The 13,826-nt window shown below is 72.6% G+C and carries 14 protein-coding genes; 6 read left to right on the forward strand and 8 right to left on the reverse strand.

Annotation, left to right across the window (positions count from 1 at the left end; translation table 11 throughout):
* Positions 1 to 57 precede the first annotated feature (57 nt).
* Entirely contained in the window at positions 58 to 1,008 is a 951-nt protein-coding gene (locus tag LMU33_RS03960; RefSeq protein WP_228617379.1) for an ROK family protein, read from the forward strand.
* 106 nt (positions 1,009 to 1,114) lie between these two features.
* On the opposite strand, the gene LMU33_RS03965 is transcribed toward LMU33_RS03960, so the two are convergent.
* The 4 genes from LMU33_RS03965 to LMU33_RS03980 all read right to left on the reverse strand — a co-directional run bounded on the left by LMU33_RS03965 (position 1,115) and on the right by LMU33_RS03980 (position 4,879).
* Positions 1,115 to 3,178: an NPCBM/NEW2 domain-containing protein gene (locus tag LMU33_RS03965; protein ID WP_228617381.1), complete on the reverse strand. Its 2,064-nt coding sequence runs from the start codon at positions 3,176 to 3,178 to the stop codon at positions 1,115 to 1,117.
* Between the two features lie 216 nt (positions 3,179 to 3,394).
* Positions 3,395 to 4,147 (reverse strand): maleylpyruvate isomerase family mycothiol-dependent enzyme, encoded by a 753-nt coding sequence (locus tag LMU33_RS03970; protein WP_228617383.1) that lies wholly within the window; start codon positions 4,145 to 4,147, stop codon positions 3,395 to 3,397.
* Entirely contained in the window at positions 4,144 to 4,497 is a 354-nt protein-coding gene (locus tag LMU33_RS03975) for a hypothetical protein (RefSeq protein WP_228617384.1), read from the reverse strand. Before LMU33_RS03975 ends, LMU33_RS03970 begins: the two co-directional genes overlap by 4 nt.
* 109 nt (positions 4,498 to 4,606) lie before the next feature.
* A complete protein-coding gene (locus tag LMU33_RS03980) occupies positions 4,607 to 4,879 on the reverse strand; it encodes a hypothetical protein (protein WP_228617386.1) in 273 nt (90 codons plus the stop codon).
* Between the two features lie 568 nt (positions 4,880 to 5,447).
* Between LMU33_RS03980 and LMU33_RS03985 the strand changes: the two genes are divergently transcribed.
* Both LMU33_RS03985 and LMU33_RS03990 read left to right on the forward strand, forming a co-directional pair.
* A complete protein-coding gene (locus LMU33_RS03985) occupies positions 5,448 to 5,657 on the forward strand; it encodes a hypothetical protein (RefSeq protein ID WP_228617388.1) in 210 nt (69 codons plus the stop codon).
* A 144-nt stretch (positions 5,658 to 5,801) separates the two neighbouring features.
* Positions 5,802 to 6,845 carry an NUDIX hydrolase gene (locus LMU33_RS03990; RefSeq protein ID WP_228617389.1) on the forward strand — a complete coding sequence of 348 codons (1,044 nt, stop codon included), beginning with the start codon at positions 5,802 to 5,804 and terminating at the stop codon, positions 6,843 to 6,845.
* Positions 6,846 to 6,990: 145 nt separating this feature from the next.
* Here LMU33_RS03990 and LMU33_RS03995 read toward each other — a convergent pair whose 3' ends face one another.
* Positions 6,991 to 7,695: an MBL fold metallo-hydrolase gene (locus LMU33_RS03995; protein WP_228617391.1), complete on the reverse strand. Its 705-nt coding sequence runs from the start codon at positions 7,693 to 7,695 to the stop codon at positions 6,991 to 6,993.
* 62 nt (positions 7,696 to 7,757) lie between these two features.
* A complete protein-coding gene (locus LMU33_RS04000; protein WP_228617392.1) occupies positions 7,758 to 9,113 on the reverse strand; it encodes a dipeptidase in 1,356 nt (451 codons plus the stop codon).
* A 139-nt stretch (positions 9,114 to 9,252) separates the two neighbouring features.
* Between LMU33_RS04000 and LMU33_RS04005 the strand changes: the two genes are divergently transcribed.
* Positions 9,253 to 10,494 (forward strand): geranylgeranyl reductase family protein, encoded by a 1,242-nt coding sequence (locus LMU33_RS04005; protein ID WP_228617394.1) that lies wholly within the window; start codon positions 9,253 to 9,255, stop codon positions 10,492 to 10,494.
* Between the two features lie 89 nt (positions 10,495 to 10,583).
* Here LMU33_RS04005 and LMU33_RS04010 read toward each other — a convergent pair whose 3' ends face one another.
* A complete protein-coding gene (locus LMU33_RS04010) occupies positions 10,584 to 11,033 on the reverse strand; it encodes a nitroreductase family deazaflavin-dependent oxidoreductase (RefSeq protein WP_228617395.1) in 450 nt (149 codons plus the stop codon).
* 127 nt (positions 11,034 to 11,160) lie between these two features.
* On the opposite strand from LMU33_RS04010, the gene LMU33_RS04015 reads away from it, so the two are divergent.
* Positions 11,161 to 11,853: a TetR/AcrR family transcriptional regulator gene (locus LMU33_RS04015; protein WP_228617397.1), complete on the forward strand. Its 693-nt coding sequence runs from the start codon at positions 11,161 to 11,163 to the stop codon at positions 11,851 to 11,853.
* A gap of 27 nt (positions 11,854 to 11,880) precedes the next feature.
* Here the strand turns inward: LMU33_RS04015 and LMU33_RS04020 are convergent, their stop codons facing one another.
* Positions 11,881 to 12,918 (reverse strand): medium chain dehydrogenase/reductase family protein, encoded by a 1,038-nt coding sequence (locus LMU33_RS04020; protein ID WP_228617399.1) that lies wholly within the window; start codon positions 12,916 to 12,918, stop codon positions 11,881 to 11,883.
* A gap of 184 nt (positions 12,919 to 13,102) precedes the next feature.
* On the opposite strand from LMU33_RS04020, the gene LMU33_RS04025 reads away from it, so the two are divergent.
* Positions 13,103 to 13,753, forward strand: a complete 651-nt coding sequence (locus LMU33_RS04025; protein ID WP_228617400.1) for a TetR/AcrR family transcriptional regulator — start codon at positions 13,103 to 13,105, stop codon at positions 13,751 to 13,753.
* Positions 13,754 to 13,826: the final 73 nt, after the last annotated feature.

Here is a 13,826-nt window from a genome sequence, read left to right on the forward strand (position 1 = left end):
GTGTGACCGGCCTGCGTGTCTTTGGTTCTCAAGCTTCAACGGGGAGATCTGACTCTGATGCACACCGACCTCGTGGCGGCCCTGGACATCGGCGGCACCAAGATCGCCGGCGCGCTGGTGGACGGCGACGGACGGATCCTGGCGCGGGCCCAGCGCGGCACGCCCGCCCAGCAGGACGGCGAAACGGTCATGCGGGCCGTCGCGGAGGTGCTCGACGACCTCGCCGGATCGCCGCTGTGGGAACGCGCCGGTGCCGTCGGCATCGGCAGCGCCGGCCCGGTGGACGCCTCTGCGGGCACGGTCAGTCCGGTGAACGTGCCGGGCTGGCGTGACTTCCCGCTGGTCGAGCGGGTGCGGGCGACCACCGGCGGACTCCCGGTCGAGCTGATCGGCGACGGCGTCGCGATCACGGCGGCCGAGCACTGGCAGGGGGCCGCGCGGGGCCACGACAACGCGCTGTGCATGGTCGTGTCGACCGGAGTCGGGGGCGGCCTGGTCCTGAACGGCCGGCTGCACCCCGGGCCGACCGGCAACGCCGGGCACATCGGTCACATCAGCGTCGACCTCGACGGCGACCCCTGTCCGTGCGGCTCGCGCGGCTGTGTGGAGCGGATCGCGAGCGGACCGAACATCGCCCGCCGCGCCCTGGACCGGGGCTGGCGGCCCGGCCCCGACGGCGACACCTCAGCCGCCGCCGTGGCCGCCGCCGCCCGCGAGGGCGACCCGGTCGCCGTGGCTTCCTTCGAGCGCGCGGCACAGGCCCTGGCCGCCGGCATCGCGGCCACCGCGACCCTCGTCGAGATCGACATCGCCGTGATCGGCGGCGGCGTCGGCAAGGCGGGCGACATCCTCTTCACCCCCCTGCGCAAGGCACTCACCGACTACGCCACGCTGTCCTTCGTCCAGCGTCTGCGGGTCGTGCCCGCGCAGATGGGTACGGACGCGGGGCTGGTCGGCGCGGCGGCAGCCGCGCTGGCCCGGCGGCCGGACGCGACGGCGGGGGTCTGAAGGGCGCGGGGCTGTATCGACATGCGGCTCCGCCGCGTGGGGGCGCCCAAGCCCGGACCCACCCGCAGTCGCGTACGGTCTCAACCGCCCCGACGGGTGGGCATCCTCAGCAACTCACTTGCGCATCCGCCCAGTCCGCATGGTCCGAGTCGTTGCCGTCTCCCGCGTCGGTGACGACCAGGCGGAACGCCTGGGCGCCGGTGATGTCGGCGGTGAGGTGCTGGGCGGGCATCGCGTTGGTCAGCACGCCGGTCGAGGCGACCTTCGTGCCGTCGGCCCAGATCTCGAAGGTGACGGTGCCCTTCGTGCCCTTCTCGTCGTCGACGCCGACGTCCGCGGTGACCTTGCTGCAGGCCTTGCCGGTGTAGAAGGAGACGTCGCTCGGGGCGTGGACTCCGAGGCCCTTGGTGTACACGGTGCCGCCGATGGTGATCGGGTGGCCGTCGCCCCCGGCGCTCTCGCCGTTGCTGGTGTCGCGTTCCACCGGCCCCCAGCCGCTGGTCGCCGACAGCCAGGACAGGTCGCTGAGGTACGACGTCCCGGCGGGCGGCCGGACGACGACGGACGCGGTCAGCGGGAGTGCGCTGGTGACGCGTTGCCCGGTCGGCGAGAGGTAGCGCGTCTGGAGCGTGAGGCCGTAGGAACCCGTGGGTGTCCCGGCCGGCGCGGTGACGGTCCAGCCGGTGCGCAGGGTTCCGCCGGTGGCGAGTGCGGTGGCCGTGGTCGCAGACGAGGGCCGTACGGTCCACCCGTCGGGGGCGGTCAGTGCCACGGACACCTGGCGTGCGGGGGTGCGGCCGAGGTCGGTGACGGTGCTGGTCAGCGTGGCCGGCCTGCCCGCCTCCAGCAACGGGCTGCCGTCCAGGCCCAGTTCGGCGGCGGGCGGGTGTGCGGCCCAGCGCGGGTCGGCCGAGACGCGCAGCAGGACCGTGCCGTGGGCGGGCACGGTGGCGGCGATGGTGCCGGCGGTGTTGTAGCTCTTGTGCTGCCACAGGTCCCGCTGGGTGTACGCGGTGGCGTCGGGCAGGCCGACGGCGGACGCGGAGGTGGCGATACGCTGCGCGGTACCGGACTCGTTGAACAGGGCCACCGCGCGGCTGCCGTCCTTCATCTCCTTGGCGATCACCCAGCGTCCGCCCGCCGACGTAACGACCGTGCCCTGCTTGCCCAGCGGGTCCTGGTCGACGGCGATGACCTCCTTGTCGTCCAGGATGTCGAAGGTCGCCTGGGAGGCCTTGCGCAGGTCGGTGCCGATCAGCAGCGGCGCGGCCATGACCGACCAGAGGGAGAAGTGCGAGCGGTACTCGGTGTCCGTCATGCCGCCGTTGCCGACCTCCAGCATGTCCGGGTCGTTCCAGTGGCCGGGTCCCGCGTACGGCGCGAGTGGCAGGTTCTGCTTCAGGATCGACAGCATCGAGCCCCAGTTGTCACTGATGTCGCCCGTGGTGCGCCACAGATGACCGACGTCCGCCGCCCATTCCCAGGGCTTGTTCTGGCCCCATTCGCAGATGCTGTAGACGATGGGCCGCCCGGTCGCCTTGAGGGCGTCCCGCATGGTGGTGTACCGCTGCCTGGCGTCGACGCCCTGGTTGTTGCAGTTGTCGTACTTCAGGTAGTCCACGCCCCAGTCGGCGAACTGCTGGGCGTCGCTGTACTCGTGGCCGAGTGCGCCCGGGAAACCCGCGCTGTTGCAGGTCTTGGTGCCGGCGCTGGTGTAGATGCCGAGTTTGAGCCCCTTGGAGTGGACGTAGTCGGCGACGGCCTTGATGCCGTTCGGGAAGCGGGCCGGGTCGGGCACCAGCTTGCCGTCGGCGTCGCGCTGCGGCAGCGCCCAGCAGTCGTCCAGGTTGACGTACCTGTAGCCGGCGTCCTTCAGGCCCTTCGCCACGAAGAGATCGGCGATGCCCTTGACCATGGTCTCGTTGAAGTCCGCGCGGCAGTGCGTGGAGTTCCAGTTGTTGAAGCCCATGGGCGGGGTGAGGGCCAGTCCGTCGGCCAGGGCGGGAGCGGCGGGCTCCTGTGCGGGAGCAACGGGCTCTTGGGCGGGGGCGGCGGCCAGGGCGGGGGCGGCGAGGCCCGCCGCGCACAGCAGGCCTGCGGTGGCTGCTCCGACGGCTCTTCGCAGGGTTGTGCGGGTGCGGCGGGTCGTGCGGGTGTGAGGGTTACGCATCGTTGACGTTCCTCCGACTCGCGAAAGGTGGCTGACGACAGGGCGGCGCCTGGGCGTCATGTATGTGTCAGCTGTGCGCGTTTACGGTAGGACGTGTCGGACTGTGTTGGAAGAGGTGCGACCTGACGGTTCGATATGCCGTCAGACGTGGTGACAGCAGGAGAGTTTGACTCGATGGCAGCTGTCGGGCGTTCGGATGTGTTCGCTTTCCGGGGCTCACGCCTCGTCGTCGACGCGGCCCCAGCCGGGCAGCGGAGGCTGCGGCCAGGCGGGCGGGGCGGGCAGGACAGGGACGGGACCGTCGGTCGTCAGCACGGCGGCCGGAGTTCGTCCGCTGAGCCAGCCGAGCACCTCGTGCCCGGCCCCGGCGACCGAGGGGCCCTCCGACGCCACGGACCAGCGCCGGCCGAGATCCACGGCCTCCACCGAGGCGACCGGAAAGCCCTGGGCGCGCAGCGTGGTGAGGGTGTCGTCCAGCGCCCAGGAGACATAGCCGTCGGGCCACTGCCCCGTGCCGTGGCCCACGCCCAGGTCGAAGTGATGCGTCTCCAGCTCCCGCAGGCAGCGCAGCAGGAGGTACCAGGCCGGGTGCCGCCAGCCGGCCAGCGCGGGGACCAGACGGTCCCAGGCGGGGGCGGGCAGCGCGTGCGCCTGTGCCGCGAATCGGTCGAGGCTCTCGCGCAGTCGGGACGCCAGGCGCTCGGCGGACAGCGCCGCGTCCCGCTCGACCGCGGCGGCCAGGGTCGCCGCGTCCGTGCGGGGGCCCGGTGGGCGCCCGGCGTGCGCGAGCCGCAGCAGCCAGACGTAGGCGTCGACGCTGTGGGCGACGTGGGCGAGCACATGGCCCCGAGTCCACCCCGGCAGCCCCGACGGGGCACGCAGTCCCGTGTCGGACAGGCCGGCCGCGGCCCGTACGAGCCGGTCGCCCGAGCGGACGACTGCGGCGCGGAAGACCGGGAGCCCGTTCACCGGAACTCCCGCACGAGCTCGATCCGTCCCACGATGTGGGCGTTGAACTCGTCCAACTCCTCTGCCGGAACCCACAGTTCCAGGATCGTCCGGCCGCCGGCCTGCCGGACCGGATACCGGGCGAGGAACTCCGTTTCGACCTCGAACCGGGTCACGAAGCCGGCGCCGTCGTGCTTGACGTTCCAGTCCCGGGCGATGCGGATCGCGTAGTCCTCGTTGAGGACCGGGTAGAAGATCGGCTGCTCCGGGAGCCGGGGCGGCCAGGCCCGCCAGTCGAGCGCGCGCACCAGCTCCAGCTCCTTGGGGCCCGTGGGGCGCCAGAGGGTCGTCGTCAGGGCCGCGCTGGTCATGATGGCGTGTCTCCGGTCGGCGCCTGCCGCGCCGGAGGGCAGGTCGGGACGTCGGACGATACCGGCCTCGCCCATCGGCGGACCAACGGATTTCGGCCGGGCCAGCCTCTCACGGCGCCGCGAACCGCCGTGCCGGATCGCGGTGATGGGCGACTGCCCGCCCGACCCGGTCCCGCTCGGCGGTCGTTCCCGGCCGGCCGGGCAGGTGGTGGTCGAGCCGGTCCGCGAGCCGCCGGTGCCCACCGCGGGCGTGTCCGCGGCGCGGCAGGCAGGTGACGAACTCGTGGTACCGGGACACTGAGGCGCGCGGCACTCGCAGGCCACAGCCGGTGGTGGCTTCGGCCGGGAGCGTGCCGACCGCGCCGAACGTGGCGGCCGGCATATTGCACACCGCCGCGGCGTCGCCCAGCGCCTAGACGAGGACGTGCGCCCGTCGGACTCCTCCCTACGCCTCCCACCCGGAAGGTGGCCCGGTCCTCGTGTCTGGAAGGTAGCCCGACCCTCGCATTGGGAAAGTAGCCCGGCCCTCGTGTCCGGACGATAGCCCGGCCCTCGCGTCCGGGAGGTAATCCTGCCCGCGCATCGGCAAGGTAGCCCGGCCCGCGGCCGGGACGGTAGCCCAGCCCTCCCGCCCGGAAGTCGACCCGCCGTTCCCATCAGGCCGGTATCCGCGTGCTTGCTGGGCCGGTAGCCCGTCGTGTCCGTTGGGCCGGTGGCCCGCGTGCTTGCTGGGCCGGTAGCCCGTCGTGTCCGTTGGGCCGGTGGCCCGCGTGCTTGCTGGGCCGGTAATCCGTCGTGTCCGTTGGGCCGGTGGCCCGCGTGCTCGCTGAGCCGGTAACCCGTCCTGTCCGCCGGGCCGGTACCCCGCCCCTCCCGCCGGGACGCCACCTCCAGTCGTCCGCTCGCGGGTATCCGCGTGACTCCTGGCCCCGTCCGCAGTTGATCAGCGCATGAAGAAGCGCAGCATGCTCGCCATCGCCTCCCTGGCCACCGGATTCGTCGTGGCCGCCGTCACCCCCTCCCACGCGGCGGACAAGGGCTCCCTCAACGGCCTCAACGGTCTCAACGCCCTCAACGTCCCGGACACACTCAGCTCGGCCGGTCACCCGGTCACCCTGGACAGCCTCTCCATCGACGACCAGCCCCACGGTCAGCGGTAGGCCCGACGGTTCACGGCGCGCGTGCCGGTGTCCCCGCCGAAGGGGGCACCGGCATTCCCGTTCCGGCGCCCTAACCGGGGCGGGGTTTCCGTGGCAGGGTGGAGCGGGCAAGCCTCAGGGGGCCAACACAAGAGGGGGGAGTCCGTGACCGTCGTCTGGATCAACGGCGCGTTCGGTGCGGGGAAGACCACCACCGCACGGGAGCTGATCGAGCTGATCCCGAACAGCACGCTCTTCGACCCCGAGGTCATCGGCGCGGGGCTCACGCACCTCCTGCCGGCCAAGCGCCTCGCCGAGGTCGGTGACTTCCAGGACCTGCCGATCTGGCGCCGGCTCGTGGTCGACACGGCGGCCGCGATGCTCGCCGAGCTCGGTGGGACCCTCGTGGTGCCGATGACCCTGCTCCGCCAGGAGTACCGCGACGAGATCTTCGGCGGCCTCGCCGCCCGCAGGATCACCGTGCACCATCTGCTGCTCGCCCCGGCTGAAACGATCCTGCGGCAGCGGATAGCCGGGCGGCAGATCCCGCCGGACCTGCCCGACGGCGAGATACGGCAGCAACAGTGGGCCTACGACCACATCGAGCCCTACCGCGCCGCCCTCGCCTCCTGGCTCACCGCCGACGCCCACCTCGTGGACACCAGCGCCCTCACGCCGTACGCGACCGCGGTCCGCATCGCCGACGCCGTCGGCAGCGGTGCCGTATCGCCCTGTGACATCGTGCAGACCCCCGAGCCGACCGCCGAGACCCTCGCCGCCGGGGTGCTGCTCTTCGACGAGCACGACCGGGTCCTGCTCGTGGACCCCACCTACAAGCCCGGCTGGGAGTTCCCCGGTGGCGTGGTGGAGCGCGGCGAGGCACCGGCCCGTGCCGGGATGCGCGAGGTCGCCGAGGAGACGGGGATCCGGCTGCGGGAGGTGCCCCGGCTGCTCGTCGTGGACTGGGAACGGCCGGTGCCGCCCGGCTTCGGGGGGCTGCGGCTGCTGTTCGACGGCGGCCGGCTGGAGTCCGGTGAGGCGTCCCGGGTGCTGCTGCCGGGCCCGGAGCTGCGCGGCTGGCGCTTCGCCAGCGAGCAGGAGGCCGCCGGGATGCTGCCGCCGGTGCGCTATGAGCGGCTGCGCTGGGCCCTGCGGGCCCGTGAGCGCGGGACCGCGCTGTATCTGGAGGCCGGGGTGCCGGTCGGCTGAGCCGGTCGCCGCGACGGCCGGGACCGCCGCAGGACCACGCGACGGGACAGGCGCCGTGCGACGGTCACCCGCTCTCCCGCGCCGGGGCCCGGGCCCCCACGTCGGCGGGCGGCCGGCGCCGGGCGGCAGCGGGTGCGCCCGGTGATCAGGCGGTGGCCGCCACCTCGCGCAGGGCCGTCGCGGCGCCGGTCAGCACCGCGTCCCCGTGCCCGAAGCACGCCACCTCCGCCTCCAGCTCGGCCAACCGGCGCAGGGATGCCAGGAGTTGGGGTCGATCGAGGTTGAACACCCCCGGCATCACCGATCCGTCGAGCGGCGAGGCCGCCACCGTGTCCCCGGTGAACAGCACGCCATGCTCGGGCAGGAACAGCGCGATGCTGCCGTCGGTGTGCCCCGGCACGTGGATCACCCGGGCGCCCCCGCCGAAGTCCAGCACATCGCCGTCCGACACGCCGGTGACCGCGGCGGGCGGCACCGGCCTACCGTCGGGGAGATGCTCGGCCACCGCCGCGTGGATCGGCAGCTCCCAGTCCTCGAACCGCGGGGACGGGCCGGGGAGTTCACCCCGGACGAACGGCGCGTCCAGGTGGTGTGCCAGCACCTCGGCACCGCTCAGCGCGGCGAACTCGCCCGCCCCGCCCACGTGGTCCTCGTGGAAGTGGGTCAGCACGATCCGCCGTACGTCCCCGGGTGCGTGCCCCAGTTCCTCGACCGCCTCGGCGATCGCACGGCCGGCGCCGATCGTGCCCGCGTCGATCAACGTCAACTCCTCGGCGTCGCGCCAGAGATAGGCCTGACCGACGGGGAAACGCAGGAGGTGCAGCCGGGGGAGCAGTTCGATGACGTCCATGCGCCGACGGTAGGCGGCGCCCCCGCCCGTGGGCGAGGGCGCTCTGCCGGAGGCAGAAGGGCTCAGTCCGCCGCGTAGTTGCGCAGGAAGAGCGCCTCGGCGACCGACAGCCGCTCCAGCTCCTGCGGGTGCACGCTCTCGTTGACCGCGTGGATCTGCGCCTCCGGCTCGCTGAGGCCGATGAGCAGGATCTCCGCCTGCGGGTACAGGCCGGCCAGGGTGTTGCACAGCGGGATGGAGCCGCCCTCGCCGGCGTACTGCATGGTCTCGCCCGGGTAGGCGACCGCCATCGCGTCGGCCATCGCCTGGTACGCCGGGCTGGAGGCGTCGGCGCGGAAGGCCTGGCCCTGGCCGATCTGCTCCGTGGTGACCCGGGCGCCCCAGGGGGTGTGTGCCTGGATGTGCGCCTGGAGCAGCTTGGTCGCCTCCGTGGCGTCCACGCCCGGCGGCACCCGCAGGCTGATCAGCGCGCGGGCGCTGGAGTGCACGGACGGGGTGGCGCCGACGACCGGCGGGCAGTCGATGCCGAGGACGGTGACGGCCGGACGGGCCCAGAGGCGGTCGGCGACCGAGCCGTTGCCGATCAGTTCGACCCCGTCGAGCACCTTGGCGTCCGCGCGGAACTGCCCCTCGGTGTACTCCAGGCCGTCCCACGTCCCGGTGGCGTCAAGACCGTCGACCGTCGTGGAGCCGTCCTCGGCGCGCAGCGAGTCCAGCACGCGGATCATCGCGGCGAGCGCGTCCGGGGCGGCGCCGCCGAACTGGCCGGAGTGCAGGTTGCCCGCGAGGGTGTCGATCCGCACCCGGACCAGGGTCATACCGCGCAGCGTGGTGGTCACCGTCGGCAGGCCGACGCGGAAGTTGCCCGCGTCGCCGATCACGATGGTGTCGGCCTCCAGCAGCTCCGGGTGCTCCTCGGCGTACCGCTCCAGGCCGCCCGTGCCCTGCTCCTCGGAGCCCTCGGCGATCACCTTGATGTTCACCGGAACGCCGCCGTTCGCCTTCAGGGCGCGCAGCGCGAGCAGGTGCATGATCACGCCGCCCTTGCAGTCGGCGGCCCCGCGGCCGTACCAGCGGCCGTCGCGCTCGGTCAGCTCGAACGGCGGGGTGGTCCAGCCCGCCTCGTCCAGCGGCGGCTGCACGTCGTAGTGCGCGTAGAGAAGAACCGTTTTAGCGCCCTCCGGGCCCGGTAGGTAGCCGTAGACCGACTGCGTGCCGTCCGGGGTGTCGAGCAGGGCCACGTCGACGAATCCCTCGGCACGCAGCGCGTCGGCGACCCAGTTCGCCGCGGCCTCGCTCTCGCTCTTCGGGAACTGCGTGAAGTCGGCCACCGACTTGAAGGCGACCAGTTCGGCCAGCTCCGCCTTGGCCCGGGGCATGAGCGAGGCGACGGTCTCGGCGACCGGATTCGACGACATGGGCACGCTCCTCGTGGGTGCGACGTTGAACGGTTTGAACAGGGTATGTGCCCGATACTCCCACAGTGGCCTGCGACGACGGCCGCCGTAGGATGCGAGGGACACTACGGCAGCGGCTTGATCGGAGCGGTAGACCAACGTGAGCGGCGAGAACTCTTCGGCGGACGGCGTGGAGCGGGTGTGGGACGTCGTCGTGGTGGGCGCGGGACCCGCGGGGGCTTCGGCCGCCTACGCGGCGGCGGTCGCGGGACGCCGCGTGCTCGTGCTGGAGAAGGCCGAACTGCCGCGGTACAAGACCTGCGGCGGCGGCATCATCGGCCCCTCGCGCGACGCGCTGCCGCCCGGCTTCGAGCTGCCCCTCCGCGACCGGGTGCACGCGGTCACCTTCTCGAACAACGGCCGCTTCACCCGCACCCGCCGCTCCAAGCAGACGCTGTTCGGGCTGATCAACCGGCCCGAGTTCGATCAGCAGCTGGTGGAGCACGCGCAGAAGGCGGGCGCCGAGCTGCGTACGGGCGTCACGGTGCAGCGGGTCGAACAGCACGGCTCGGCGGTCCCCGACCGGCGCACGGTCGCCGTCGTCCTGCAGGGCGGCGAGACGGTGCTGGCCCGCGCGGTCGTCGGCGCCGACGGCAGCGCCAGCCGCATAGGGGCGCACGTCGGGGTGAAGCTGGACCAGGTGGACCTCGGCCTGGAGGCGGAGATCCCGGTCCCGGAGTCGGTCGCCGAGGACTGGAGGGGACGGGTGCTCATCGACTGGGGCCCGATGCCGGGCAGTTACGGCTGGGTGTTCCCCAAGGGCGACACCCTGACGGTCGGCGTGATCTCCGCGCGCGGTGAAGGCGCCGCCACCAAGCGGTACTTGGAGGACTTCGTTGCCCGTCTCGGCCTGTCCGGCTTCGAGCCGGCCATCTCCTCCGGGCATCTGACCCGCTGCCGCGCAGACGACTCGCCGCTGTCCCGGGGCCGGGTGCTGGTCTGCGGTGACGCGGCCGGGCTGCTGGAGCCGTGGACCCGCGAGGGCATCTCCTTCGCGCTCCGCTCGGGCCGGCTCGCGGGGGAGTGGGCCGTGCGCATCGCCGAGGCGCACGACGCGGTGGACACCCGCCGCCAGGCCCTGAACTACGCGTTCGCGATCAAGGCCGGGCTCGGCGTCGAGATGAGCGTCGGCAAGCGGATGCTCGCCGTGTTCGAGAAGCGTCCCGGCCTCTTCCACGCGGCCCTCACCGGCTTCCGTCCCGCATGGAGGGCCTTCCGGGACATCACCCAGGGCTCGACCTCCCTGGGCGAGATGGTCCGCGCCCACCCGATCGCCCAGCGCGCCCTGACCGCGCTGGACCGGGAGCAGGCGGTCCCGCTCGAGGAGCCGGCCGGTTCCTGACCGGCCCGGCCCGGACGGGGCTGCGCGGACCGCGCAGGTGGGGGACGGCACGGTCCGGGGGCCGGGCTGCAGCCCGGCGGAGGATCCGGTCAGTTCATGACCGTGATGTGGAAGACGGGGTGGTCGGGGGCGATGCGGCGCAGGTCCTCGTCCGGGGAGTCGGGGCCGACGCTGTCGAAGAAGACACCGACCTCCGCCTTCCAGCGCCTGAGGTAGGCGCGCAGCAGCGGGACCTTGTCGTCGTCGGCGATCTCGGTGGCGCTGAAGACGTCCACGTTCTTGCCGAGCCGCAGCTCGCCGCCGCCGGCCGCCCGCATGTTGTGGGTCCACTGGACATGCCCCCGGGGTGCGAGCAGGTACTGCTGTCCGTCCACCGTCAGCAGGTTCACCGGAGTGGTGCGCCACTGTCCGCTCTTGCGACCGCGCACCGCGAGGACCCGGGAACCCCAGACACTGACGCCGCGCCGGGTGAGCCAGCTGACTGCCCGGTTGAAGACGTTCACGGTGAACCAGCCCGGCTTCTTGACGTGTGTCGACATGGTGACCCCCACGGTTTGGGAGAGCGGTGCTCTCGCTCGACTTCAGTGTGGGGGAAACAGGCGCTCCAGAGCAAGAGCGGTGCTCTCTTTTGTGTGCGCCGCTCTCTGTTCATGGCACACTGCTCGCATGAGCACCGCACAGGGCGCCCGGGCGCGGGCCAGGACGGAAGTCACGGCAGCCATCAAGGAAGAGGCGCGCAGACAACTGGGGAAGGAAGGCGCGGCCAAGCTCTCGCTGCGGGCCGTCGCCCGCGAACTGGGCATGGTCTCCTCGGCGCTCTACCGCTACTTCCCGAGCCGTGACGAGCTGCTCACCGCCCTGATCATCGATGCCTACGACTCCCTCGGCGAGGCGGCCGAGGCGGCCCATGCAGCGGCCGCGGGCGCGGATCATGTGCGGCGCTGGACGGCCGTGTGCGAGGCGGTGCGGGCGTGGGCCCTCGCCCATCCGCACGAGTACGCCCTGATCTACGGATCGCCGGTACCCGGCTATTCCGCCCCCGAGGCCACCGTCCCGGCGGCCTCGCGCGTCGGCCTGCTCCTCATCGGCATCGTCCGCGACGCCCTCCAGGGGCCCGGCCTCGTCGACCTCCCGCTGCCCGCCGAGCTGCGTCCCGAGGCCGAGCGCATGGCGGCGGACCTCGCGCCCGACCTGCCCCCCGAGGCGGCCGTGGCGCTGGTCGCGGCCTGGTCCCAGCTGTTCGGGCTGGTCGGATTCGAGCTGTTCGGGCAGTTCCACCGAGTGGTGGAGGACCGGGACGCCTTCTTCCGGCATGCGGCGGCCCGGCTCGCCCGGGGCGTGGGGCTGGTCGGCCCGTGACGCCCGCAGGCCGGGCCCGGCTCCTGGCTATGCACCGGGAATCAGGACGACCTTCCCGGTCACCGTGCCGGACTCCGCCAACCGCATCGCCTCCGCGACCTCGGTGAGCGGCAGCCGGGCGGCGATCCGTGCGGTGACCTCGCCGCGTTCCAGGGCGTGGAACACCTGGGTGAGGTCGGCGCGCAGCCGACTCCGGAAGCGGTCCTTGTTCACGGCGCGACCCGCCCAGACGTTGAAGAAGCAGGCGCGGCGGCCGTTGGGCAGCGCGTTCCACCACCACACCCGGCCGAGGATCTTCAGAACGGGCCACTGCTTCGAGCCCGAGTCGTCCCGGGTGGTGGCGCTGCCGTAGGCGACGAGGGTCCCGCCGGGGCCGAGCAGCCGCCAGGAGTCGGTGACGCTGCGCCCGCCGAGGTGGTCGAAGACGGCGTCGACCCCGTCGGGCGCGAGTTCCCGGACCCGGGCCGGGACGTTCTCGGTGCGGTAGTCGACGGGGGTGACACCCAGTTCGCGCAGGGCCTCGTGGTGGCGCGCGGACGCCGTGCCGATCACCTTCAGGCCGGCCGCACGCGCGAGCTGGACCAGGACTGTGCCGACACCACCGTTGGCGCCGTGCACCAGGACCGTTCCGCCGCTGCGCACCCGGGCCTTGCGATGCAGCATCTGCCACGCCGTGATCCCGTTGACCACCAGTGTCTCCGCCTCCGCCGCCCCGATCCCGGCGGGCACCTCGACGGCGTCGGCGGCGTCGAGCACCACATGGCTCGTCCAGCCGCCGACCTTGACCAGCGCCGCCACCCGCTTGCCGACGAGGCTCGGTGTCACGCCGGTGCCGGTCGTGAGAACCGTGCCGACCAGGTCGTAGCCGGGCACGAACGGGAACGGCGGCTGGTCGTAGTAGCGGCCGCGGCGCATCTGCTGCTCGGCGAAGGACACGCCGGTGGCCTCCACCCGCACCACGATCTGCCCGGCCCCGGGCAGCGGGACGTCCCGGTGCCGGAGCACCAAGTCCTCCGGCTCGACCGTGCCCGGCAGGACGACCTCGACGAGTTTCTGGCTTTCCATGACGACCTCCGGGTCGGAGAGGGGTGGCTCGTGCAGCACTCATGGCTAGAGTGCTTCGCTTGAGTTAGAAGCTATAACTAAAATGACTTCTCCTAGTCCTGGTGTCAAGGCTTCGCCGTCGGTTTCGTTACGGCCTCTCCCTGTAGTGATAGGTTGAAACAAAAGGGCGAGGAGGGCGAAGGCGATGGCGGCAGGTGCGGCGAATCCCCGGGAGCGATACCGGAGCCAGGTGCGGGCGGAGATCAAGTCGAAGGCCTGGGAGCAGATCGCCACCTCGGGCGCGTCGGGGCTGTCCCTCAACGCCATTGCCAAGGAGCTGGGCATGAGCGGCCCTGCGCTCTACCGGTACTTCGACGGCCGGGACGACCTGATCACCGAGCTGGTCCGAGACGCCTACCGCAGCCTCGCGGACACCTTCCGTGCCGCGGCGGACGCGGGCTCGGGGCTGTCCGGCCTGGCCCGGGCGATGCGCCGCTGGGCGCTGGAGGATCCCCAGCGCTATTTCCTCGTCTACGGCACACCGGTCCCCGGCTACCGGGCGCCGGACGACACCACCGCGACCGCCCGGGAGATCATGGCGGCCCTGCTGGACGTCTGCGCGGCCGAACAGCCCCGGGCCGCGTCTCCCGACGCGCTCGAGAGTCACCTCGCGGACCATCACGGCTGGGCGGGCGACCACCCCGCCCCACCGTCCGTGCTGCGCCGGGCCCTGGCGTTCTGGACCCGGCTGCACGGGGTCCTCTCCCTGGAACTCGCCGGCCACTTCACGGGCATGGGCTTCGATCCGGAGACGCTCTTCACCGCCGAGGTGAATGCCCTGGCGGACGGGGAGTGAGCGGAGGGGCGGCCGTACTTCGCCGGGAGTACGCGTGATCACCTCGTCCGGCTGACGTCCGTGCCGCCCGGCG

Source organism: Streptomyces barringtoniae (assembly GCF_020819595.1).
Classification (GTDB): domain Bacteria; phylum Actinomycetota; class Actinomycetes; order Streptomycetales; family Streptomycetaceae; genus Streptomyces; species Streptomyces barringtoniae.

What these genes read in the sequence shown, in the direction of transcription:
- LMU33_RS03960 (WP_228617379.1), top strand. Translation starts at nt 58, where the DNA reads ATGCACACCGACCTCGTGGCGGCCCTGGACATCGGCGGCACCAAGATC.
- LMU33_RS03965 (WP_228617381.1), bottom strand. Translation starts at nt 3,178, where the DNA reads ATGCGTAACCCTCACACCCGCACGACCCGCCGCACCCGCACAACCCTG.
- LMU33_RS03975 (WP_228617384.1), bottom strand. Translation starts at nt 4,497, where the DNA reads ATGACCAGCGCGGCCCTGACGACGACCCTCTGGCGCCCCACGGGCCCC.
- LMU33_RS03980 (WP_228617386.1), bottom strand. Translation starts at nt 4,879, where the DNA reads ATGCCGGCCGCCACGTTCGGCGCGGTCGGCACGCTCCCGGCCGAAGCC.
- LMU33_RS03985 (WP_228617388.1), top strand. Translation starts at nt 5,448, where the DNA reads ATGAAGAAGCGCAGCATGCTCGCCATCGCCTCCCTGGCCACCGGATTC.
- LMU33_RS03995 (WP_228617391.1), bottom strand. Translation starts at nt 7,695, where the DNA reads ATGGACGTCATCGAACTGCTCCCCCGGCTGCACCTCCTGCGTTTCCCC.
- LMU33_RS04000 (WP_228617392.1), bottom strand. Translation starts at nt 9,113, where the DNA reads ATGTCGTCGAATCCGGTCGCCGAGACCGTCGCCTCGCTCATGCCCCGG.
- LMU33_RS04010 (WP_228617395.1), bottom strand. Translation starts at nt 11,033, where the DNA reads ATGTCGACACACGTCAAGAAGCCGGGCTGGTTCACCGTGAACGTCTTC.
- LMU33_RS04015 (WP_228617397.1), top strand. Translation starts at nt 11,161, where the DNA reads ATGAGCACCGCACAGGGCGCCCGGGCGCGGGCCAGGACGGAAGTCACG.
- LMU33_RS04020 (WP_228617399.1), bottom strand. Translation starts at nt 12,918, where the DNA reads ATGGAAAGCCAGAAACTCGTCGAGGTCGTCCTGCCGGGCACGGTCGAG.
- LMU33_RS04025 (WP_228617400.1), top strand. Translation starts at nt 13,103, where the DNA reads ATGGCGGCAGGTGCGGCGAATCCCCGGGAGCGATACCGGAGCCAGGTG.